Raw genomic sequence first — 21,180 nt, forward strand, 5'->3', positions numbered from 1 at the left:
AAGAGCGGGTCAACGCCGATCTACTCCAGGGAGCACCGTGCGGCGCGATGAACGGCCACTCGGACGGGTGAGTCCCGGCGCCGAGGTTCGCGCGAGCGTCCGATCTCGTCCGGCCCGGCCACTCCGGCTAATGCCGCCGCATCGTGCGTCATACCGAGCGCAGGACGACCGCCAGCACGAGTATGCAGAGGACGAGCATTCCCGTGGCATTAACGAAAAGGTTGCGTCCGAAGTCGCGAGCGCGGATATGGAAAATGATGGCGACGAGGAAATAGGCGACCAGTGCGGCGGCGGTGATGACGGCCAGCGGTTCGATCCAGATCCCGGCCATGAGGCCCACTGCCGCGGCCGTTTTCAGAACGGGCAGCAGCCGCCAGTAACGGCGGGGGAACCTGACATCGGTGAGGCAGGCGCGGATGAAGCCGGCGGGCTTCAGGCACATCGCGGCGTCCCCGAGCTGGATGGCGGCCAGACCGGCGAGCGGCCACCACGGCTTGATCACGGCAGGACCTCCTGTGTGGACGACAGGACGTTGACCAGCGAAGACAGGACGCTGATAGCGGACGGAAAGCCGGATTCGACTATCCAGTAACAGGTCACTTCTATCGTGTAGGTGAAGTCTTGAGCAATGACAAGAAGCGGGAACCGGCACGCGCTCCGGGAGCGAGTACCGCGAGGCGGCTGGCATTCGCCATCGTGGCATGCGCCGCGGTGGGCGGCTGCTCATCAGAGCCGCCAGCGGTGATCGAGATAGGAACGGCGAAGGGCACCGGGCAGCGCGTCAGCTATCCGGCGGCATTCGACTCGTCCGGGTATTTCGCGTTCGACCAGTGGCCTGCGGCCTGTTCCTTTCTGACCGCGGCGGAGATCAGGTCCGTCCCTCCGCAGGCGACGAAAGTGAGCCACAGATCGAGCGACATCAAGATAAGCCTGATCGGGTCCAGCCGCGAGGTCACCGCGAAAGGCGCCAGGTGCACCATCGCCTTCCGGCTTCCCGGGATGAACGGGGCCGTCCTGATCGATGAGCGGACGGCCGGAAGGCGTGTCACCGCTCTGCCCGAGAGCGAGCTGCCTTCCGGCGGCACCAACAGCGTCGAGGTCGGGGACGGCTGCGCCGCGGACCGGACCACCACCGAGGTGCAGTGCGCGCGCGGCCGGATCACCTTCAAGATCTCGGCACCGTCGGCCTACCAGAAACGCGAGCGCTCAAGCGAGGAGAAGGTGCGTTACTCCCTGGCCGGGAAGATCGTGACCTTCGACAGGGAGTCGGCGGGCGGCTTCCAGAAGAAGGTCGCGTTCGAACGCGAGCACATCACCATCCCGTTCACGAAGCTCATCGTCGCCAAACTCTGAGGCCTGCGAGTCGGGTCAGGGAGCGGCGGGGGTGGCCGAGATGGTCGAGCATCATCGAGGCGCACCAGATCTGGCCGACCGGGTTGGCGATGCCCTGCCCGGCGATGTCGGGGGCGGAGCCGTGGACGGGTTCGAAGAGGCTCGGACGAGTGCGGTCCGGGTTGATGTTCGCGCTCGGGGCGATGCCGATCGTCCCCGGTCATCGCTCGACGCCCACCTGCTCAAGGCCGGAGAACCGGCGTGAACGACCACTGGAGAGGCACCGTGTCCCTATGATCAACTCATGCTCCTGCCGTTCGACCGCTACTGCGAGGAGATCGTCGCCCAGACCGATCTGCTGAGAGCGCACGCCAAGGACACGGACATGACCGCGCCGGTGCCCTCCTGTCCCGGGTGGAACGTCGGCCAGCTGCTCCGGCACGTCGGCGGTGACCACCGGTGGGCCGAGACGGCCGTCCGGACGCGGGCCACCGAGCCCGTCTCCGACAAGGCCGCCAACGACCTGGCCGGATACGCCGACGAGGACTGGGCGGTCCTGGATCCCTGGCTCGCCGAGGGAGCCTCCCGGCTGGCCGCGTGCCTGCACGAGGCCGGGCCCGGCGTGGAGGTGTGGAACCCGTCCGACATCGACCGCCGGACCGCCGACTTCTGGGCCCGCCGCATGACGTTCGAGACCGCCGTGCACCGGGCCGACGCCGCGCTGGCGACCGGGGCCGAGTACACGCTCGACGAGGACGTCGCGCTCGACGGCGTGGACGAATGGATCGAGTTCGCCACCGTGCCGGAGGCGTACGAGCCCGGACCGGACGCGCCCGGCCTGCTCGGCCCCGGCCGGACGCTGCAGTTCCACGCGGGCGAGGCGCGGTGGCTGGTCGACCTCACCGGGGGCAAGCCGACTTCCCAGCGCGACGGCGCTGCCGATAAGCCCGCGGTCACCGTTCGCGGTCCGGCCACGGACGTCCTTATGCTCCTCTACCGGCGGCCCGCGCCCCGCGTCGAGGTGGCCGGCGACGCGGGCCTGCTCGACCTGTGGCTGACCCGCACCGGGTTCTGGCTGGCCTGAGCCGCTGTCAGCGGGCGGCCTCGCGCGCCCGGTCCGCCCGCGTCCACGGCCAGGTGATCAGCGCCCAGCCGACCAGGATGATGGCGGCCTCGACCAGGATGTACCACGGCCAGGGGCCCATCAGGTCGAGCACCGACCCGGTGCCGGGCTTCTCGTTGAGGTAGCCGTAGTTCGTCCCGGCGATCAGGTTGAACACGAACGTGGCGACCGCCCAGATCGCCGTGACCGCGCACGCGAACCGGTAGCTCCCCCAGTCCGGGCGCATCCCGAGCCCCCACGTCAGGTACACCGCGGCCCACACGATCATCAGGTGCATCCCGAAGAAGCCCAGGTAGGCGATGTCCGGGAAGTCGTTGTTGTTCAGCGCGGGGGTGATCAGGCCCTGCACCGACAGGGTGAGGCCCCAGTAGTACGTCAGCGCGAAGGAGCGCCTGCCGAGCGTCCAGAGCGCGACGACCGCGGCGGGCCACGCCAGGTCGCACAGTTGCAGCGGCAGGGAGCCGCCGAGCCGGAACTGCCCGGGCAGCAGCGAGTGCAGCTGGGTGCCGATCATCACGTAGACGACCGCGAGCGCGTACGCCCTGCCGAAGCCTCTGGCCTGCTCCCCGGGTTCCGGACCCGCCGTCCGCTGCGCACGGCCGAGGAGCACCAGCCCGACGCATCCGATCGCGAAGAACCCGAGCGCGGCCCAATGCGAAGGCCCGTACGCGGCGAATCGTTCGGCGGCGGTCACCACAGGTGATGCTAACCACACCCGCTCTGACTTCGGGAAGTGCGGGGGTGCCTTGCGGGCTTCAGCCGGCGGCGGGCGGGGCGATCAGGCGCCAGGCCTTCGGGTGCAGGGTCCACGTGCGCCTCGTGTAGGGGCCGGACACCTCGCCGTCGCTGTTGATCCGGAAGTCCTCGCCGCTGAGGGTGACGCTGCACGCCGTGCTGTGCAGGACGTCGTCCCTGAACCGGTGGGTTCCCTTCCGCAGGTGCAGGGCGTAGGCGACCCGCGCGAACGGTCCGGTGGCGGCCGAGACGACCAGTTCGAGCTTGCCGTCCCCGGGGTGGCCGTCCGCGGCGAGTTGGGCCGTACCGCCCGCGATGCCGGACGCGTTGCTGAGCGCCACCATCAGGAACTTGCCCTCGGCGACGGGCTCGCCGTCCGCCTCGACCTTCAGCCGCCATCCGGAGTGGCGGAGGCCAGCCAGAGTCGCGCCCAGCGGGAAGGCGGCGGCCTTCAGGCGCGACTTGAACCGCGTGGCGCTCGCTGCGGCGGCCGCCCCGATGCCCGCGTGGACGGCGTTGAGCGTCGCGCGGCCGTCCTCGTCCACGATCAGGTCCAGCTCGCGCCGGCCGCCGTCCAGCAGGAGGCGGGCGGCGTCCTCGGGGTCGAGCGGGACGCCGAGGTTGCGGGCGAGGTCGTTCCCGGTGCCCATCGGCACCAGCCCCACCGTCCGGTCGAGCTCGCCGCGCCGGTACAGGGCGCCGACCAGGCGGTTGATGGACCCGTCGCCGCCGGCGGCCACGGCGACCGCGTCCCGGTCGCCGTCCAGAGCCTGGTCGAGGTCGCCGGACGACGCGGACGGGCAGACGGTCACGTCCCGCCCGGCGTCCCGGAGGAGGCCGGCGACCTTCTCCACGGTCTCAGCGTCATGGGTGCCGGCGTTGGCGTTGGTGAAGAGAAGCATGGTCCCTCTGGTCGGCGGACGGAAACCTCCGGGAGGCGTTGCGGGCCGGAGGTCGCGGGGGGTGCCCACGCCCCCGATGCCTTCCCCTTCAAGTCCGGAAAATTCCGGCACCGCCCTCAAGGGGCCGGGGAGTAGCTCTCCAGATCGCCCTCACGGGCCTGGACCGGGACGTTCAAGGACCCGCTGCCGGACCGCTCGAAACGGAAGGTGATCGGGACGAACTGCCCGGACTGCACGGCCTGCTTGAGCCCGCGCAGGACGATCGTGGGCTTGGGCCCGATTCGCACGTTCCCGCCCGCGGGGAGGCGGACCGTCCCGCCGACGATCTCCGCGGAGGCGGCCTGGGGCGACGAGACCGCCGTCAGCCGGTCGGTGCCCGCGCGGGGATCGGGGCTCCCGGACGCGTCGAGGCTCTCGGCGTCGCTGGGCGAGTCGACCAGCGTCATGTAGACGGGCACCGACCCGCCCCGCTGGATCGTCTCGCCCTCCTGGCCGCCAAGGACGAAGAGGTCGCGGATGTCGACCGCCCCGATCTGCCCCGAGATGCCGGCCGCGGGCGACACATCGGTCTCGGTCGGGTCGTCGCCGCATCCCGCGAGGAGCGCGCCGGCCAGCAGCGCCGCCACCGCCGGGGCGGCGAAGGCGCGGGCGAGCTGAGCGACGTCCATCGTTCCCCCGACCTCAGATCTCTCCGAACTGGCGAAGGATTCCTCGCCGCCGTGTCGATCAAACCCATGCGCGTGTAAAGACGAATCCACGGGCGGCGGCGCCGCCGGCGTCAGGTTTCGCGGTGGGTGACGCGGATTTTCGACTGGCCGTGCGGGAGTTCTTCCCAGTCGTCCATGAAACGGGCGCTGAATCCATGGCGTTCGGCCAGCGCGAGGAGCGTTTCGGTGCGGTAGTAGAAGTCCTCACGCAGGACGTGGTGCTCGGTTCCCTCGGTCCGGTCGAAGGTGAAGTCGAAGAAGCCGTCGGGAGCCAGAACGCGTCCGACATGGGCGAGGCATTCGTCGATGACCTCGATGGGCGAATGGCTGAACACGCTGTGCGCGTGCACGATGGTGAAGTGCCGGGAAGGCAGGAACTTGAGCTTCAGGTCGTCGACGAGCATCAGGTGCGGGAGCTTCTCGCCCAGGTCGTGGCGGACGAGGGTGTTCTGCGCGGCGAGCAGGATGTCGGGCGAGATGTCGATGCCGTAGTAGTTCCCGGCGTCGAGGTGGTCGATGAAGCGCCAGCCGGCCCGCAGGTTCCCGCAACCGATCTCCAGGATCCGGTCGTCCGGCTTGAGGCCGTGTTTGAGCAGGTAGTCGAACTGCATCTGGCCGAGCGCGAGCCAGCGTTCGTGGGAGCGGCTGCCGACAGCGGCCTCCGGGTCCCGCGCCGTGTCGGACTTCATGACGGCCCGGTAGTAGGCGATGTGGTTCCGGCTGGAAACGCGGAATTTCAGATCGCGGGCGACCCGCGACAGATACGACCTGATCTTGTCCGGGTTCCGTGCGGCATATCGGATCTTGTAGGCCAGGCTCGCGCGATTCCTGCGGGTGGGCGGCAGCGGTCCGGTCATCAGGCTCATCCCCCATGAGCACCCTCGGTGAGTGCTGGGTGCCCTACCCCGGCGCCGCGTCCGGCAAGCGCGGGCTCGCGGAATAGTCGGCGAAACGGTCGTCGATCTGGGACGCGGTAAGGCCGAAGTCTTCCAGGGAGTACCGATGTGCCGGTTTTGCGGCGCCGGTGGCGCTCGCGTTGTGGAGCTCCGTCATGGCGGTCCGGGCCTCGTCGGTGAAGGGCAGGCCGAACCGGGTGTATACGCCTTCGACCGTTCCGATGGGATCGCGGACGAAATCGTCGTAGTGGACGTCCGCGAACTGCGCCGGATCGTGCCGGGCACGTTCGGCGCGGAACCGGTCGAGGCCCCGGCTCCACAGGTCGAGCTGGTCGCGGCCGATCGTGGCGCCGGTGAACACGTCCGACCATCCGGCGGTGGCGTGCGCGGCGAGGCTGCACATCGACGCCATCGCGGTGCGCGGAGAGCGGTGCGTCTGGACGATCAAGGCGTCGGGGTAGACGTCGAGCAGCGCGTCCAACGCGAACAGGTGGCTGGGGTTCTTCAGCACCCAGCGGCGCCCCGCGTCGTTGAGGCCGATGAGTTGGAGGTTGCGCCGGTGGCGGCGGTAGGCGTCCGTCCAGTCCCGCCCGGCGAGCCACGCCGAGTAGGTGGGCAGGTGGGCGAGGCATTCGAACGAGATGGACAGCATGCTCTGGCGCAGGAGCTGCCAGCATTCCTCGACCGAGTCCGCCGAGATGTAGTGGACGCCCATGAACTCCGGGTTCTCGACGTGATGCCGGCGGTATCCGGCGTCGATCGCCTGGAAGACGGGATCGTCGGCCCAGGTCTCGCGCGGGGGGCGGGGCTGCGGCACCTCCGCGAGCCACAGATCGAGGCCCTGGTGGGCCGGGTCGGCGGTGAGCAGCCGGTGCAAGGCGGTGGTGCCGGTGCGGGGCAGGCCGGTCACGAAAACGGGCCGCTCGATGGGAACGCCGGCGTACTCGGGATGACGCCGCCAGGCCGCCTCGGAGAACTGGCGCGCCGCGAGAGCGCCGCGCAGCATCGCCCGCTGCGCCTTGTTGCCGAACGGGGTGAGCCCCGCGTCCTTGACGAGCGACTCCACGAGGACGCGCAGGCCCTCCATGTACTCGTCGCCACCGAAGTCGTCCATGCCGGTGACTTTCCTGGCGGAGGCGTGCAGGTCCTCGACGGTCCCCACGCTGTCGCGGCCGTTCGCCATCGGTGCGCCCTTCCTAGTGGTGCCACTCGCCGGAATTGACGTCCAGGCATTGGCCGGTGACGGCGCGGGCCAGCGGCGACAGCATGAACACGACGGTGTCGGCGACCTCGTCGGGCTCGGGCAGTTTCCGCAGGTCGGTGGTCGCGGCGTTCTCGTCGTACACCTGCTGCGGCGGGACGCCGCGTTTCTCCGCGAGGTGGTTGAAGTACCACTTGAGGTTCGGAGCCCAGATGTAGCCCGGCGCGATCGTGTTGACGCGGATGCCGCGCGGGCCGAGTTCGGTGGACAGGTTCTGCGCCATGGCGAGCAGCGCGGCCTTGGCCATCTTGTAGGCGCCGAACGTCCGCCTCGAATGGCGCAGGACGGCCGAGTTGACCATCACGACCGAGCCGCCGGTCTCTTCCAGCGCCGGGACGAACAGCCGCGTGAGGTGCAGCGCGGCCAGGACGTTGGTCTCGAACCCGGCGCGCACCGCGTCGATGTCGACCGTGGTCAGATCGGTCAGCGGCGGCGTCGCGAAGGCGTTGTTGATGAGGCCGTCGACACGTCCGAACGCCTCCTTGGCCGTCTCGGCGAGCCGTTCGCAGGCGTCCGCGTCCCTGATGTCGGTCGGGACGGTGACGGCGCGGCGGCCGATCTCCTCGACCTCTTTGGCGACCTCCAGGAGGCGCTTCTCCTTGCGGGCGGCGAGCACGACATCGGCGCCGGCGACCGCGCATTGGAGCGCGAGGCCGCGTCCCAGCCCGGGGCCGACCCCGGATACGACGACGACCTTGTCCTTCAGCAGTTCCGTGCCCATCAGCCGAGCATCCTCTTCGCGACGGCGGTCTGGCGCGCGGCTATCTTCTCCGCCCATTCGTCCTTGCCTATGCGCTGCCCGTCGTGGAAGGGCAGAACGTTCGGCAGCTCGTCGAACGGCACCACCTCGACGCTCGGGCCGTCTTCCGGTTTGAGGTCGCGGGTGAGGCGTTGCCAGCGGAATTGCAGATAACCGCGGCGATGACCTGTGCGTTCGATCCAGTTGGCGAGGCCGGGATCGCGCTCGCTGACCACGTATCGGATCATGCCGTCCTCGTCCACGCGGGCCTGGTCGGCGGTGAGGCTCGTCTGGTGGTTGATGTAGTCGAGCGAGATGTACCACATGCTGCCGAGCTGGAATCCCTGGTAGGGGGCCACGTCCTTGGCGGCGGCCGGAGCGGTGATGACCATGACCTCGTCGTCGTCCAGGTCGTAGTGGCCGACGGACGAGAACTGCGTGGCGAGCCCGCCGGGTGTCGGCCGCGGCTCGGTCAGCGTGTTGACCGGCAACTGCAGGTAGTGCCATTCGGGAAAGGCCAGGAAGGTGCGGATCCTCGACACCAGCATCTTCCCCGCGATCTCGTACCGCCGGGCCATCCGATCGGACGGCGTGGGCAGCGGGGACGTCCCGAGCGTGTCGGCCCGGTGGATGCGGATCTCGCCGGGCCTCTCGTTCGGCCAGTCGCTGAACACCTCCCGGACGATCAGCATCGCCGATCCGGGGGCGAGCGCGACGTAACCGGGGCCGGCGTCCTCCTTCGCCGGGCCGAAGCGGACCTGGAACGTCCCGTCCGCGGCGATGTCCAGCTCGCGGTCGTCGAAGGCGGTGAGGCTGTCGGGCGACTCGGTGGGCGAGTAGTCGCCGTTCATGATCTGGAAACTGAGATCGGCGGTCGTGCCGCGCCGACCCGTGACCACGTACTCGGCGTCGTCCCTGATGTAGGCGTGGAAGTAGAGCGTGTCGGGATTGTCGAGCCCCAGCTTGGTGTAGGGGCCGGTGGACGACGCGAAGAACGGATAGTCCTGCTGGTAGGCGCCCACCATGTGCAGCGACGCCTTGATGCTGCCGGCCAGGTAGTCGAGGCCCTCGGCCAGGTCCTGGTCGGTCTTGACGTGCGGCGCGGTGCGGATGATCCGCTCGGCCTCCAGGACCGCGTCGGCGAACGAGCGCGCGGCGGCTGCGGAACGGTCGGTCGTGCCTGCGGCTGAGTCGGTGGCCACCGGGCTCTCCTGGGATCGCGGGTGAGGAGCTTAGCCGTGCTCGTGATCGCGACTGGCGTGACGCACGCTAGAACTCGTTCTAGGTGGAGGTCAACGCGAGGTCCCGGTCAATGGGAGGTGGTGAACTTCAGGCTCGGGGCGTCGTCCAGCGACACCATGTACTCGTAGGTCCGCCGGTGCCCGGTCCTCTCGACCCGCCACGTCCCGTCGTCCCCGCGCCGGTAGGTGTCGTAGTAGAACGCGGCGCCCCGGATGAGCAGGTTGTGCCCGGGGATGATGATCGTGTCGTCCAGCGACCAGACGCCGGTGGCCCGGTCGCCGTCCAGGTCGATCTCCGGGCAGCCCGCCGTGTGCGTCGAGATCTTGTCCGGCCCGAGGTTCGAGCGCATGTAGTCGAGGATCGCGTCCCGCCCCTCCAGCCGGAGCGTCTTCTTCAGGACGGGCGTGTCGTACTCGGCGACGGCGTCCTCGGTGAACACCTCGGCGAACTCGTCCCACAGCTTGAGGTCGACGCAGCGCAGGTAGCGGTACTTCAGCCGCCGAATCTCTTCCAGGGCAACCAGATCCATGCGACACAGCCTGCTCGCTCCACCGCGATAAGACAAGAACAGGTTCTACCCCCGGCCGCCGCGAGGCGGTGCGTAACGTGAGCGCCGGGGCGTCGCTCGTCATGACCGGCGACGACGAAGGCGAGGCCGACGACGGCACGAAGATCCTCGTGAAGCGCGGCACCCTGCCCGAGCCCGGCGAACGCCCCTGGCATGTCAATCCGGCGTGACCCGTGCGGCGATCGGCAGGTGATCGCTGCCGGTGGCGGGCAGGGTCCAAACGTGACGGACGGTCGCCGACCGCGCCATGACCTGGTCGATGCGAGCCACCGGCAAAGACACGGGGAAGCTGAAGGCCAACCCGCGCTCGGCCACGTTCATCCGCGATGTCAGCGGTCCTAGCCCACGATCATCGACCGTCCCGTTGAGGTCGCCCAGCAGGATCACCGCCTTTACCTCCTCCGCGGCAACGGCATTGCCCAGCAGTCCGGCACTCTCATCACGCCAGGCCGACGCCAGACCACTCGCCCTTACGCGGACGGACGGCAGATGCGCGACATACACGGCGAGTTCACCGTGCGGCGCGGAGACCACGGCCCGCAGCCCGCGGTTCCACTCCTCCGTGATCCCGTCGGGCTTGATGTCCAGCGCCCTGACACCGCTCAGCGGATGCCTCGACCAGAGCCCGACGGTGCCCTGAACCGCGTGATACGGGAAATCCGCCGCGAACGTCCTCTCGTAAACCGGCACCGCCGAAGGCACCAGCTCTTCCACCGCGATGAGATCGGGTTCGGCCTTGGCCAGTGCGCGAGCCGTCCCCGCCGGGTCGGTGTTCTCGTCGCTGACGTTGTGCTGCACGACGACCAGGTCGTGCCCGCCAGGCTCGCCCACGGGCAGCAACAACCCGCCGAAACCGTATATCCACGCCGCCACCGGCAGGACCAGGGCCACGAGCGCGGTAGCCGAACGGCGAACCACCGCCAAGATGAGCAGCACCACCACGGCCAGACCGAACCAAGGCAGAAACGCTTCGACCAGACTGCCCATCGAATCGGGCAGGACGCTGTGGAACGCGAACAGCCCGGCGGTCATCACCGCGAGCGCCGCGAGCACCCGCCCCCGCGCCCAGGTCGACCGGCCCTTCTCGTCCCCGTCCGACGCCGGACGTCGCGCCCACCGCGACACCGCCGCCTTCGCCGCCGCACCGCCCGCCACGCGAATCCGCTCCACCAAGGCTGCCCTCACCGTCCCTAGAACGCCCTAACAAGCGACCCGGTTTGCTCGGGGGCAGTTCGGCTCTACCTCAAGACAAGGCGCTTACCTGCACCGAACCAGTCGATGGCGCGCCCCAACTCATCAGGCGGCACGGCCAGCTCAATGACGTAACGCTTACCGCGCAACCTCGGCACAGGAGGCTGAGCCATGACGACCATGGCCGCCAACGGAGTCGCCGAGCCGGAATCGTCAATCGCCCTGGTCGGAAAGATCTCCACGAACGGCGGCGAAGCCTCCACCGCGGGCACCGTAGTGGGCGCGTTCTCCGCCACGACATGAATCGCGGCGATCTCCTGCCACCCGAGCCCATCCCGAATACGCCCACCGAAGACGGGCCAGACCCCGTCCGCATCCACGGCCAGGTACGGACGCATGACCCGCTGCCGAACGAACGCCCAAACCGCGAATCCGAGAATCAGGATCCAGGGAATCCAGATCCCCAATGCCTTGAACTTGTCCCCGGCCGAAAGGGGCCCCTTCTCATCGACGAGTCCCGGCACGCTCGTGCCGAAGAGGACGTACAAGGGCGGGTAGACGGTCAAGGCGACAACGAAAAAGAGAACGACCGCGACGAGCGGCCCCGCCACGATCCATTGCGCCCGGCCCATCCGCCCCAAGGCCCGCCGCCCCAGCGCACGCCGGCGTTCCCGCGACGGCCGCTTGATCGCCACCAGAACGGCCTCGTCACCAGGCTTGCGCACCCGTTGATCACCCGACACCCAACGAACGATAAAGCGCTCAGCTCAACGGCGCGACTACCCCGGCGGATCAGCCGAAGGAGTTCAACCGGGCGGCGACCCTCTTCGCGAGGCCGTCCACTTGCGCCCTCTCCTCAACGCCCGGCTGGTCATGGGTACGCGCCGAAACGTCCACAACGGCGTTGGACACCCTGAACTTGGCGTGCACATCGAACACCTCGACGCGAGCCACGATGACGACGTAGGTCGCCTTGTCGGTGACCCCGTAGCCCCTCTCTCCAACGTCGACCGGCGTTACCCGCGCACCCCGGCGAACACGGTTGTCGTACCAGTTCTGCAGCGCATCGGCGGCGACTTCAGGGCCGGTCCGATTCGTGGCCGCATGCTTCGTCTGGACGTGAACACGCACCGTCCGGAACGGCCGGTCGATCCCCGCCGGCACGCTGCTCCATTTGCACTCTGACCAGGTATCCCCGCCCCATCCAAGAAACGACCGAGGCTTGGACGCCCCAGGCTCTCGCCGCCCGTTCGAAACCAACGGCGCAAGGACTCCCGCTTCAGGCATGAGCGCGCACGCGTCCAGATCCTCGAACCGTCCATCCGAGTTGAAGAGCCCGAGCCGCCAGGCGGCCACCACCCCGCCCCCACCCACCACGGCAACAAAGGCACACGAGATCGCAACCCCGACCCGCCACCGCACCCACCCAGACAAACCCCCACCAACCACCCACCCAGCGTGACACACCCGCCACACCAACATGACGACCGAAGGTCACGGGGAACTGAGCGCCGCCGTGATCTGCTTGCGATCTCCCGCATGGTGGGTCCTCGCCAGCAACCGCCGCAGCGCCGCGGACGACTCCGGGCCGGGGATGACCCCGAGCGCGTGCACCGCTGCCGTGGCCACCTTGGGCTCGGGAAAGTAGGCGAAGGTGTCGTATGACGTCCGCAAGAACACCGCCTCCAGTGCTGCCACCGCTGCGGGGCCCTCGGTCAGCGCCGCCATCCAGACGACACCTCGCGCCAGTTCCTGGTTGCGGACGTCCAGCAGCACCCGCTGCTGCTTACCGTGGCGCCGCATCGTGGTGGGGTCGCACTCCACCAGTCCGGCCAGCGCTCGCCGGCCGAACTCCCGTGCACCCTCCCCGAGCGCCAATGCCTCGCACGTCCCCCGCCACGCGGCCGTCGGCCGGCCCGACGCCAGGGTCGCCAGATGAATGATCAACTCGACCAGATGCGGCAGAGGTTCGGCGCCGAGCCACTCCCTCAGGTCCCCTGCCCATCGATCGCGCGGCACGAGCACCGAGTCGGGCAGATCGGCAGGCGACCCGCCGGCCAGTGCCAGATAGGACCGCACGGCCTGAGGCAAGCGAGCACGGTCGGCGCCCCGGGTCCCCCACGCGGACGGCAGCATCTCCTCAACAGTGCGCAGCGACGGGGCGAGCTTCTGCAGTTCGGGCTCTTCAAGCCCTTTGAGCGCGGCCAAGCCCAGCTTGACGCAGTTCGCGGGTCGGTTCGGGTTCTCGTGGTGCGGTTGTCGGGGTTGGGGGGCAGGGTGCGCTTTATGCGCGAGGACGTATTGGGGATCGCGCGCCCCCACCCGCCCCAGAAGTCGGCGATCATGCCGATGATGGTCAGGCCCTTGCCGTCGTCGAGGAGATCCTTAGATCAGGAGTCGCGGTCGGCGCCGATGAGGACGTAGCACATCAGGGCCGGCTTGTCGCTGCGGTTGTGCCAGGCGTGGCGGGTTCCCTGCTGGACGACGCAGGCGCCGGGGGTGAGCTTGACCTCTTCGCCGTTGTCCAGTTCCAGGTGTAGTTCGCCTTCGAGGCAGATGCCGTAGTCGATCGTGTCGGTGGTGTGCATGCCGGGGTGGTCGGGTTCGAACACGTCCATCAGGCCGGGGAGTTTGTCGGTGGCCTCGGCCGCCAGTTCGTCCGGGTCGCCGAGTTGTTCTGGGGCGGAGGACTCCGGCGCCCACCGCAGGAACAGGATGCGGGTGCCCGCGGTACCGGGGAAGAACGGGACGAGTTTCGGCTGCCGGGGTTCGGTGCCCACGGTGGCGCCGCCGTCCTCGGTGCCCCACAGCAGGTAGAACTCCGAGCCGGGGATGGCGCCGACGGTGATCGGTTCGCCGGGCTGGTCGGTGACCAACACCGAGGTTCCGTCGGCCTCGCGGCCCGTGACGATGAGACGGGGTTCAATGGCCATGATCGCGGCTCCTTCGTGGGGTGGTCGGGTGCTGGCCTACCGTTGGTGTCCTGCTCGTAGTTGCCGTTTGGAGAACTTCCCGGTGGCGGTCTTGGGGATCTCGGGCACGAAGACCACCTGTTCGGGGATCCACCAGCGGGCGACGTGGTCGGCCAGGTGCTCGCGCACGTCGTCGGCGGTGAGCTCGGCTCCGGGTCTCGGGACCACGTAGGCGACCGGCCGTTCGCCCCATCGTTGGTCGGTCACCCCGATCACGGCGGCTTCGGCGACCCGGGGTTCGGCCATGATCGCGTTCTCCAGCTCGACGGAGGAGATCCACTCACCGCCGGACTTGACCAGGTCCTTGGTCCGGTCGACGATCCGTACGTACCCGTAACGGTCGATCGTCGCCACGTCCCCGGTCCTGAGCCAGCCGTCTTCGGTGAAGGCCGGGCCGGGCTCGGCCTCCCCGAAGTACCGCCCCGCGATGGTGGGCCCCATGACCTGGAGCTCTCCAGGCCTCGCCCCGTCCCACGGCACTTCGGCGTCGTCGTCACCGATCAGACGCACTTCGGTCAACGGAATCGCCGGGCCCGGGGACCCGATGACCGCGCGCCGGGCGTCGGCGTCCAGGCCGTCGTGCACGGTCGCCAGCCGCGAGGTGGTCACCACCGGGCTGGTCTCGGTCATCCCCCAGGCATTGGTGAGCGGTATCCCGATGGCCTTCTGGTACGAACGAGACAGCGCCTCGTCGACCGCGCCACCACCGCAGACGATCATCCGCACGCTGGACAGGTCATGGCCGGCGAGGTACGGCTCCATGCCCCGCCATACGGTGGCCACCGCACCGGAGAAGGTGACACGGTGCCGCTCCATCAGCGAGATCAGTCCGGCGGGATCGGTCACCGGGCCGGGCAGGACCAGATCCGCGCCGCTCAGCATCGCGGCGTACGGCAGCCCCCAAGCGTTGACATGGAACATCGGCACGACGGGCATGATCACATCGCGCTCATTGATCCCGAAATTGTCGGTCATCAGCAGCAGCAGCGCATGCAGGACCACCGAGCGATGGCTGTACAAGACGCCCTTGGGGTTCCCAGTCGTCCCCGAGGTGTAGCAGAGCGCCGCCGCGGTGTTCTCATCGGGCACGGCGAACTCTTGACCGACGGGCGCGGCCTCGGCGATGAGGGTCTCGTAGTCCAGAATCCGCGGATCGTCCGGCAGCGGCACATCGGCACCATCGTCCATGACCACCGCGTACCGCATGCCGGCCGAGGCGGAGACCACCGGCCAGACGACCGCCAGCAACGAACGATCGATGAAGATCACATCGTCGGCGGCGTCCTCGACGATGTAGCCGATCTGCTCGCCGAACAACCGGTGATTGATGGTGTGCAGAATCCGGCCGGAGCACGGCACGGCCAGATACAACTCGACATGCCGCTGGCTGTTCCACCCGAACGTTCCAACCCGGGCCTGATGCGGAACCTCCAGACGATCCAGCACCGCCGCAAGACGGCGCGTCCGCTCACAGACCTCACTCCAAGCCACAACCGTCTCCCCCGCGGCATGGCCCGACACCACTCGCTTGTGCCCGAAATACCGCTCAACCCGCCGGAAGACCAGGGGAAGGGCCAGGGATCGTTCCTGCATCAAGCCGTGCATCCGGTCGGCGTCCCTCCTCGCAGGGATACTTACTAAGCGCATAGTTAGTGATATAGTGCCTGGCTGTCAACACCCGGAAGAGGACTTGACGCCCACCGTGCACGAAAGTAACTCTGCGTCCAGTAAGTGTGTGGGAGCGCGACGGATCAGGGAGCCCGGCATGCGCAAAGGCATCGTGGTCACGGCGAAGCCCAGAGTCGAGGGCCTCGCGGCACTGGCCGGGGAGCGGGAGATGACCGGCTCCGCGCGGGTCTTCTGAGCGGCATGGTGGCCAAACGTGGTCCACGGCGCCGTGCCAGACCGGCGATGATCCGGCTCGACGACGCGTCCGAGCAGCTGTGGGACGCCGAACTCGGCGACGTGGCGAAGGCCCTGCTCAACTCCGCGGTCCTGTGCTTCTCGGCGAAGGAGTTCCACGCGACCACGACGCGGGACATCACGGCGAAGATCGGGATCTCCCCCGGAGCCCTCTACGTGCACTTCGAGTCCAAGGAAGAGGTGCTGTACGAGATCCTCCGCATGGGCCACACCCGGGTCTTGGAGGACCTGCGCCGGCTGCCTGCCGGCGAGGACGCACGCGCAGACCTGTGCCGCCTGGTCGCGGCGTTCGTGTCCTGGCACGCCAGGCACCACACGGTCGGCCGGATCTGCCAGTACGAGCTGGGGCCGCTGGGACCCGAGCACTACGACAAGATCCTGGCGCTGCGCGGTGAGATCAACACGATCTTCCGGGACGCGGTCCACCGGCACATCGAAGACGCGCGGATCTCCGATGTGCCGGTGTCCGACGGGGACGTCAACAAGATCGCACGGGCGATCCTGTCACTCGGGGTCGACCTGGTGCGCTGGTACCGGCTCGATGGCCCCGACACCCCCTCGGAGCTCGGGGAGTTCTACGCCAGGCTGGCGATCAAGATGACCGAGGTCGCGCAGGCGGCAACGCCGACGAGATAGGAGACCGGTGAGCCCGGCTTGATCTCGTGCGTGCTCCGTCCACCTTCACCCACGGTCGTCGCTTCCGTTATTCTCGTCCTCCCTTGACAGCGCTGACCGTTTCCGTCGGCGGGTGAAGCATCGCGTCCGCGCGGTGGGCTCGGAGCCGGTCCATCGCCTGATGCAGTCCGGGGCTCTCGATGGCCACGATCGCTCCGAGCAGGGCAGCGTAGAGCAACTGGGTGAAGTAGTCGGGCATGGCGGTGACCGCGACGACCTGTGCGAGCAGGGCCACCGACAGCGCACCGGCCAGCAGCCCGAGCGGAGCTCCACGGCCACCTGCCAGGGACACGCCGCCCACCAGGGCGGCCACAGCGGCAAGGATCAGCGGTTGCAGGCCCGGGTCGGGGTTGGCCGACGCGAGGCTGTAGCTGAGCAGGGCACCGCCCAGAGCGGCCAGCATCCCCGACAGCGCGAAGATCCCAACGATCCGCCGGTCCACGTTGACGCCCGCGACGCGGCTGGCCCGGCGGTCGCTGCCGATGGCGCGCAGTTCGCGTCCCAGCTTGGTGTAGCCCAGGACGAGCGCGGCGATGAGGAAGGCCGCGAGCGTGATCAGGCTGCGGGGCGAGAAGATCCCGGCGATGGTCTGGTCGACCCACAGCGTCGCACCGTCGTTGGCGAAGGTCTTGCTCTGGCCGCCGGACATCGTGTAAGCCAGCCCCAGCAACGCGATGTAGGTCGCGAGCGTGACGGGAATGGACGGGATCCGGAGCCGCGCGATCAACCCGCCCTGCAGCGCGCCGATGGCGGCGCCCGCGGCCACGGCCGCCAGCACACCCAGGACGGGGGCCGTCCCGCCGACCTGGACGGCGAGCATGCCACCGAACGCGTAGGTCCCGGCGACCGACAGGTCGAACTCGCCCGCGATCATCGTGATCCCGAGCGCGAGGGCCAGCAGACCCAGCTGGGCGAAGCCCTGCAGCGCGTTGTAGACGTCGAACGTCTCCAGGGCCTCGCCGCTCACCATCGGCGAGCACGCGAAAAGGACCAGCACCGCGAACAGGGAGACCGCGGGGATCAGACGGTCAGGCGCGGCAAGCCGACGGCGGGTCATCGGCGGCCCTTGGTGGCGCGCAGGTACACGAAGGTGACGACGGCGAGCACGAGGATTCCCTTCACGAGGATCTGCACGCCGGTGGAGAACCCGCGCAGCAGAAGCACGTCCGAGATGACGGAGATCAGCACCGCGCCGCCCAGGGTCTGCAGGGCGGTCCCTCGTCCACCGGCGATCGCGGTACCGCCCAGCAGCACCGCCGCGATGGCATCGAGCGAGAGCGTGCCGCCCAGCGTCACCGTGGCGGAGGTGTGGAACGAGGCGAGGAACACCCCGGTCAGCGCGATGCACGCGCCGAAGAAGGCCCACGCGATCACGGTCACCCGCCCGGCGGGCAGCCCGGCCGCGCGTGCCGCGTCCCGGTTCTCCCCCACCAGGTACATCTGCCGCCCGGCGGTCGTGCGGCGCAACGTCCACTCCGCGAGGACGGCGACGGCGAGCAGAACGTACACGGCCAGGGGGAGGGCCAGCGGTGTGGCGTTCAGCGCGTCGAACGCCTTACTCTCCGGGTAGACCGTCGTCCCGTCGCTGAACCAGGTGGCCGCGCCGCCGAGCGCGAACCCGGCGGCGATGGTCAGCACGATCGGGTTGGCGTTCCAGGAGCCGATGACCGCGCCCTGCAACGCGGTGAGCGCGACTCCAGCCGCGAGCGCGATCAGCAGGGAGACCGCGAGGCCCAGTTGCTGCGTGCTCAGGAAGAGCATCGCCACGACGGTCGCGGTCTGCGCGGTGGCCAGCGACACCACGGATCCGGAGATCATCACCAGGGTGGCGCCGATGGCGGTGATGCCGACGAAGGCCGATGAGGCGAGGATCGCGCGGACGTTGTCGGCGCTGAAGAACCGCGGTGTCGTCACGGCCAGCGCGACGAGCAGCAGCACCAGGACGGCGGGGCCGATGTCGAACGCGCTCGGCCGCCACCTCCCGGACACGCCCGTGACCGGCGCGGGATCGGCGGCGCCATCGGGCCGCCGCGGGTCCGGCGCGGCCGTCGCCGCGCCGCCGGAGGGGTCGTCAACGCTCCTCATGCTTCCCCTGCTCCGTAGGTCATGTCGCGCATCAGCTGCGCGCTCTCGGCGTCGCCCTGGTAGCGGTTCACCGTCCGGCCGTCGCGCATCGTGACGATCACATCGCCCAGTTCGAGCAGCTCCTCCAGCTCGGTGGACGCGAAGATGACCACGAGCCCGGAGTCGGCGGCCTGGCGGAGCAGCCGGTGGATCGCCGCCCGTCCGCCGATGTCGACGCCGCGGGTGGGCTCGTCCAGCAGCAGGGCGCGAACGTCCTCGCGTTCCAGGCACCGGCCGACGAATGCCTTCTGCTGGTTTCCGCCGCTCAGGGTCCCCACGCGATGGCCGAGCCGGTGCCGCGGCAGGCCCGACCGCTCGGCGAGCGACCGGGCGGCGAGGCGCTCACGCCGTGGCCGCAGGACGCCGCCCCTGCCCAGGCGGGGAAGTCGGGTCGCGACGAGGTTGGACGCGACGGACTTGTCCCGGAACAGGCCCTCGGACTTGCGGTTGTTGGACACGAAGGCGATGCCGCCGCGCGCGGCGCCGACCGGGTCGCGGAACGGAACCGGCCTGCCGTGCAGCTCGACGGTTCCGGTCGCCTTGGGGTGCAGGCCCGCCAGGGCGCGCAGGACGTCGGACGCGCCGCTGCCGAGCTGTCCTGCCAGTGCGTAGATGACGCCCGCCTGCGCGGTGAGGGCGAAGTCGCCCAGGCGTCCGGGCACGCGCAGGTGCTCGACCCGCAGCGCGTGCGCGAGGTCCCGGGCGGGCTCGCGCACGGCCGCGGGACGGTGAGGCGCCTCGCCGAGCATCTGCACGATCAGCTCGTCCACCGTCAGGTCCTTCGCCGGGGTCGTGGCGACCTCGCGGCCGTCGCGCAGGACGGTCACCGAGTCGCACAGCTCCAGCACCTCCGACAGCCGGTGCGAGACGAAGATGACCGAGCAGCCGGTGGCGGCGACCCGCCGGATCGCCGCGAACACGAATGCGCTCTCGGCGTCGCTGAGCGTGGCCGTGGGCTCGTCCAGGATCACCAGCCGGGCGTTCTGGCTCAGCGCCTTGGCGATCTCGACCAGCTGCCGGGTGCCGATGCCGAGCGCCGACAGCGGCTGGTCAGGGCTGATGTGCTTCAGGCCCATGTCGTCCAGGATCCGGCGGCAGCGCGCCGCCGCCTTGCGCCTCCGGTTGACGAAGGGTGCGTCGATGTCGCCGAGGAGCACGTTCTCCAGCACGGTCAGCGCCGGGACGACGCTCAGCTCCTGGTCGACCAGCGCCACACCCGCGCGCTGGGCGGCCTGGCGGCTGCGCAGCACGACCTCGTCCCCGCCGATGACGATGCGTCCGGCGTCGGCCGCCAGTTCTCCCGACAGCATCCGCACCACGGTGCTCTTGCCCGCGCCGTTGTGGCCGCACAGGCCGTGGATCTCGCCAGGCCCGACGGTGAAGGAGACGTCCCGGACCGCCGGCACGCCGTTGAACGAACGGGCCAGGCCTTCGACGCGCACCTCGGTGCCGCCGGAGGCCCGCCCCGTTTCCGCTCCGCTCACGCGTGGCTGCACTTCTCGGCCTGCTGGGCCACGTTCGCCGCGGTGATCCGCTCCTCCTTGACGATCTCCTGCCGCGGCGGGTTCTTGTCCGTCAGGAACCGGACGACGTAGTCGGCGGTCTGCGCGGCGATCGTGCCGGGATCCTCGGTGGCCGTGCCGTAGAGCCGGCCCGCCTTGATCGCGTCAATACCGGCCTTGAAGCAGTTGCTGCCGGTGACGACCAGTCCCTTCTTGCCGCCGACCGGAAAGCCCGCCTGCGTGGCCGCCTGGATGATCGGCAGGGCCATGTAGTCGGCCATGCCGTACGCGGCCTGCACCCCGTCCTTGCCGTGCTTGGCGAGGAGTTGCCGGGCGATGGTGCCGGAAAGCTGCGGGTCCCAGTTGGCGTCCTGCTCGTCGACGACCTTGTACTGCGGCGCGGTCGCCATCACGCGGTTGAAGCCCTTCATGCGGTCCTGGGTGACGAGCATGGACTTGGTGCCGGTGAGGACGATGATGCTCCCTGAAGTGCGGCCCTGCGCCTTCAGACCTTCGATGATGTTCTGCGCGGCGAACTCGCCGAGCTTCTCGTTGTCGGAGAGCACCGCCATGACGTCGCCGGCGACCGCGGGGTCGGGACGGCCGTCGACGGCGAGCACCGGGATCCCGGCGGTCTTCGCCTTCTTGATCGGCACCACCATCGCCTTGGTGTCGAGCATCGCGGTGACGATCAGATCCGGCTTCTGCGCGACGGCCTGGTTGAACTTCTGGACCTGGGTGCCCGGGTCCATCGTCGTCAGGTCGTTGATCTTGACGCCGGTGGACGCCAGCCGGTCCCCGAACACCTTGTTGTAGTAGGCGCCCCACGGATTGGACTTCCCGTAACCGACCAGAGCGATCGTCTTGCCCTCAAGCGACTTCCCCGAGGTGCCTGCGGAGCCCGACTGGCCCCCGCACGCGGTGGCCAGCAGGGTCAGCCCGAGCACGCCGGCGGCGAGACCGGCGCGGAGCGAAGTGGTGATGCGGAACATGGGCTCCTCGACTCTTGATAGAGGGAGACCGATAACTGAATAAGCGCATAGTCACCAACGCGGATGGCTGTGTCAAGGCTCACAGTGCTCACACGACGGCACGGCATCCTGCGAGGTGGAGTCGGTTGGCGCCGCTGTACGTCCACTTCCGGACCTAGGAAGGGCTGTGGGTCAGGGGTAGAGGGATCATCGCCGTCTGCCCCTGCTGATCTGGTCACCGACGGCGCCAAGCCGCCACCGGCATCGCCTACGCCGCTCTCGCCACGAAGATCATGCGGCACTCCAGCCCGCCTCGC

23 protein-coding genes and 1 pseudogene are annotated in these 21,180 nt (G+C 69.2%); 4 read left to right on the top strand and 20 right to left on the bottom strand.

Annotated elements, in window-relative coordinates:
* Window positions 1–148 precede the first annotated feature (148 nt).
* The gene (locus K8Z49_RS25925) at window positions 149–502 is read right to left on the bottom strand and encodes a DoxX family protein (RefSeq protein ID WP_412515438.1); all 354 of its coding nucleotides are present in this window, start codon (window positions 500–502) and stop codon (window positions 149–151) included.
* Between the two features lie 395 nt (window positions 503–897).
* On the opposite strand from K8Z49_RS25925, the gene K8Z49_RS25930 reads away from it, so the two are divergent.
* Window positions 898–1,353: a hypothetical protein gene (locus K8Z49_RS25930; RefSeq protein WP_412515439.1), complete on the top strand. Its 456-nt coding sequence runs from the start codon at window positions 898–900 to the stop codon at window positions 1,351–1,353.
* A 28-nt stretch (window positions 1,354–1,381) separates the two neighbouring features.
* On the opposite strand, the pseudogene K8Z49_RS25935 reads toward K8Z49_RS25930, so the two are convergent.
* A pseudogene (locus tag K8Z49_RS25935) lies at window positions 1,382–1,549 on the bottom strand (isocitrate/isopropylmalate family dehydrogenase); the annotation flags it as partial.
* A gap of 87 nt (window positions 1,550–1,636) precedes the next feature.
* Between K8Z49_RS25935 and K8Z49_RS25940 the strand changes: the two are divergent.
* Complete coding sequence (locus K8Z49_RS25940) at window positions 1,637–2,416, top strand: maleylpyruvate isomerase family mycothiol-dependent enzyme (protein WP_412515440.1); 780 nt, start codon at window positions 1,637–1,639, stop codon at window positions 2,414–2,416.
* Between the two features lie 7 nt (window positions 2,417–2,423).
* Here K8Z49_RS25940 and K8Z49_RS25945 read toward each other — a convergent pair whose 3' ends face one another.
* The 8 genes from K8Z49_RS25945 to K8Z49_RS25980 all read right to left on the bottom strand — a co-directional run bounded on the left by K8Z49_RS25945 (window position 2,424) and on the right by K8Z49_RS25980 (window position 9,466).
* Window positions 2,424–3,149 (bottom strand): TIGR02206 family membrane protein, encoded by a 726-nt coding sequence (locus K8Z49_RS25945; RefSeq protein WP_177287910.1) that lies wholly within the window; start codon window positions 3,147–3,149, stop codon window positions 2,424–2,426.
* A 61-nt stretch (window positions 3,150–3,210) separates the two neighbouring features.
* Complete coding sequence (locus tag K8Z49_RS25950) at window positions 3,211–4,092, bottom strand: diacylglycerol/lipid kinase family protein (RefSeq protein WP_075024497.1); 882 nt, start codon at window positions 4,090–4,092, stop codon at window positions 3,211–3,213.
* Window positions 4,093–4,208: 116 nt separating this feature from the next.
* Window positions 4,209–4,760 (bottom strand): copper chaperone PCu(A)C, encoded by a 552-nt coding sequence (locus K8Z49_RS25955; protein ID WP_075024496.1) that lies wholly within the window; start codon window positions 4,758–4,760, stop codon window positions 4,209–4,211.
* 110 nt (window positions 4,761–4,870) lie between these two features.
* Complete coding sequence (locus K8Z49_RS25960) at window positions 4,871–5,656, bottom strand: class I SAM-dependent methyltransferase (RefSeq protein WP_033330282.1); 786 nt, start codon at window positions 5,654–5,656, stop codon at window positions 4,871–4,873.
* A 43-nt stretch (window positions 5,657–5,699) separates the two neighbouring features.
* Entirely contained in the window at window positions 5,700–6,878 is a 1,179-nt protein-coding gene (locus K8Z49_RS25965) for a sulfotransferase family protein (protein ID WP_075024495.1), read from the bottom strand.
* Window positions 6,879–6,891: 13 nt separating this feature from the next.
* A complete protein-coding gene (locus K8Z49_RS25970; protein ID WP_412515441.1) occupies window positions 6,892–7,677 on the bottom strand; it encodes an SDR family oxidoreductase in 786 nt (261 codons plus the stop codon).
* Window positions 7,677–8,897 (bottom strand): hypothetical protein, encoded by a 1,221-nt coding sequence (locus tag K8Z49_RS25975; protein ID WP_075024493.1) that lies wholly within the window; start codon window positions 8,895–8,897, stop codon window positions 7,677–7,679. The genes K8Z49_RS25970 and K8Z49_RS25975 overlap by 1 nt, the downstream gene beginning before the upstream one ends.
* Window positions 8,898–9,004: 107 nt before the next feature.
* Window positions 9,005–9,466: a nuclear transport factor 2 family protein gene (locus K8Z49_RS25980; protein ID WP_412515442.1), complete on the bottom strand. Its 462-nt coding sequence runs from the start codon at window positions 9,464–9,466 to the stop codon at window positions 9,005–9,007.
* A 77-nt stretch (window positions 9,467–9,543) separates the two neighbouring features.
* Here K8Z49_RS25980 and K8Z49_RS25985 point away from each other — a divergent pair, with 77 nt between their 5' ends.
* Window positions 9,544–9,675, top strand: coding sequence for a hypothetical protein (locus tag K8Z49_RS25985; RefSeq protein WP_268746395.1), 132 nt, complete (start codon window positions 9,544–9,546; stop codon window positions 9,673–9,675).
* Here the strand turns inward: K8Z49_RS25985 and K8Z49_RS25990 are convergent.
* From K8Z49_RS25990 to K8Z49_RS26015, 6 genes are all read right to left on the bottom strand, one after another.
* Window positions 9,662–10,537, bottom strand: coding sequence for an endonuclease/exonuclease/phosphatase family protein (locus K8Z49_RS25990; RefSeq protein ID WP_218163907.1), 876 nt, complete (start codon window positions 10,535–10,537; stop codon window positions 9,662–9,664). The genes K8Z49_RS25985 and K8Z49_RS25990 overlap by 14 nt on opposite strands.
* Window positions 10,538–10,743: 206 nt before the next feature.
* Entirely contained in the window at window positions 10,744–11,439 is a 696-nt protein-coding gene (locus K8Z49_RS25995; protein ID WP_412515443.1) for a hypothetical protein, read from the bottom strand.
* 49 nt (window positions 11,440–11,488) lie between these two features.
* Window positions 11,489–11,860 carry a hypothetical protein gene (locus tag K8Z49_RS26000; RefSeq protein WP_021592661.1) on the bottom strand — a complete coding sequence of 124 codons (372 nt, stop codon included), beginning with the start codon at window positions 11,858–11,860 and terminating at the stop codon, window positions 11,489–11,491.
* 330 nt (window positions 11,861–12,190) lie between these two features.
* On the bottom strand, window positions 12,191–12,904 hold the full coding sequence (locus K8Z49_RS26005; protein ID WP_111830683.1) for a hypothetical protein: 714 nt from the start codon (window positions 12,902–12,904) through the stop codon (window positions 12,191–12,193).
* Between the two features lie 182 nt (window positions 12,905–13,086).
* On the bottom strand, window positions 13,087–13,629 hold the full coding sequence (locus K8Z49_RS26010) for a cupin domain-containing protein (RefSeq protein ID WP_021592659.1): 543 nt from the start codon (window positions 13,627–13,629) through the stop codon (window positions 13,087–13,089).
* Between the two features lie 36 nt (window positions 13,630–13,665).
* Window positions 13,666–15,315 (bottom strand): long-chain fatty acid--CoA ligase, encoded by a 1,650-nt coding sequence (locus K8Z49_RS26015; protein WP_412515444.1) that lies wholly within the window; start codon window positions 15,313–15,315, stop codon window positions 13,666–13,668.
* 264 nt (window positions 15,316–15,579) lie between these two features.
* On the opposite strand from K8Z49_RS26015, the gene K8Z49_RS26020 reads away from it, so the two are divergent.
* Window positions 15,580–16,227 carry a TetR/AcrR family transcriptional regulator gene (locus tag K8Z49_RS26020; RefSeq protein ID WP_021592656.1) on the top strand — a complete coding sequence of 216 codons (648 nt, stop codon included), beginning with the start codon at window positions 15,580–15,582 and terminating at the stop codon, window positions 16,225–16,227.
* A 67-nt stretch (window positions 16,228–16,294) separates the two neighbouring features.
* Here the strand turns inward: K8Z49_RS26020 and K8Z49_RS26025 are convergent, their stop codons facing one another.
* The 4 genes from K8Z49_RS26025 to K8Z49_RS26040 are packed head-to-tail and all read right to left on the bottom strand — an operon-like array spanning window position 16,295 to window position 20,884.
* A complete protein-coding gene (locus tag K8Z49_RS26025; RefSeq protein ID WP_412515445.1) occupies window positions 16,295–17,323 on the bottom strand; it encodes an ABC transporter permease in 1,029 nt (342 codons plus the stop codon).
* On the bottom strand, window positions 17,320–18,351 hold the full coding sequence (locus K8Z49_RS26030) for an ABC transporter permease (RefSeq protein ID WP_412515446.1): 1,032 nt from the start codon (window positions 18,349–18,351) through the stop codon (window positions 17,320–17,322). The genes K8Z49_RS26025 and K8Z49_RS26030 overlap by 4 nt, the downstream gene beginning before the upstream one ends.
* Entirely contained in the window at window positions 18,348–19,874 is a 1,527-nt protein-coding gene (locus K8Z49_RS26035) for a sugar ABC transporter ATP-binding protein (protein ID WP_412515447.1), read from the bottom strand. The genes K8Z49_RS26030 and K8Z49_RS26035 overlap by 4 nt, the downstream gene beginning before the upstream one ends.
* Window positions 19,871–20,884 carry a sugar ABC transporter substrate-binding protein gene (locus tag K8Z49_RS26040; RefSeq protein WP_075024486.1) on the bottom strand — a complete coding sequence of 338 codons (1,014 nt, stop codon included), beginning with the start codon at window positions 20,882–20,884 and terminating at the stop codon, window positions 19,871–19,873. Before K8Z49_RS26040 ends, K8Z49_RS26035 begins: the two co-directional genes overlap by 4 nt.
* Window positions 20,885–21,180: the final 296 nt, after the last annotated feature.

The sequence above is a fragment of the Actinomadura madurae genome (assembly GCF_047130825.1).
Classification (GTDB): domain Bacteria; phylum Actinomycetota; class Actinomycetes; order Streptosporangiales; family Streptosporangiaceae; genus Spirillospora; species Spirillospora madurae.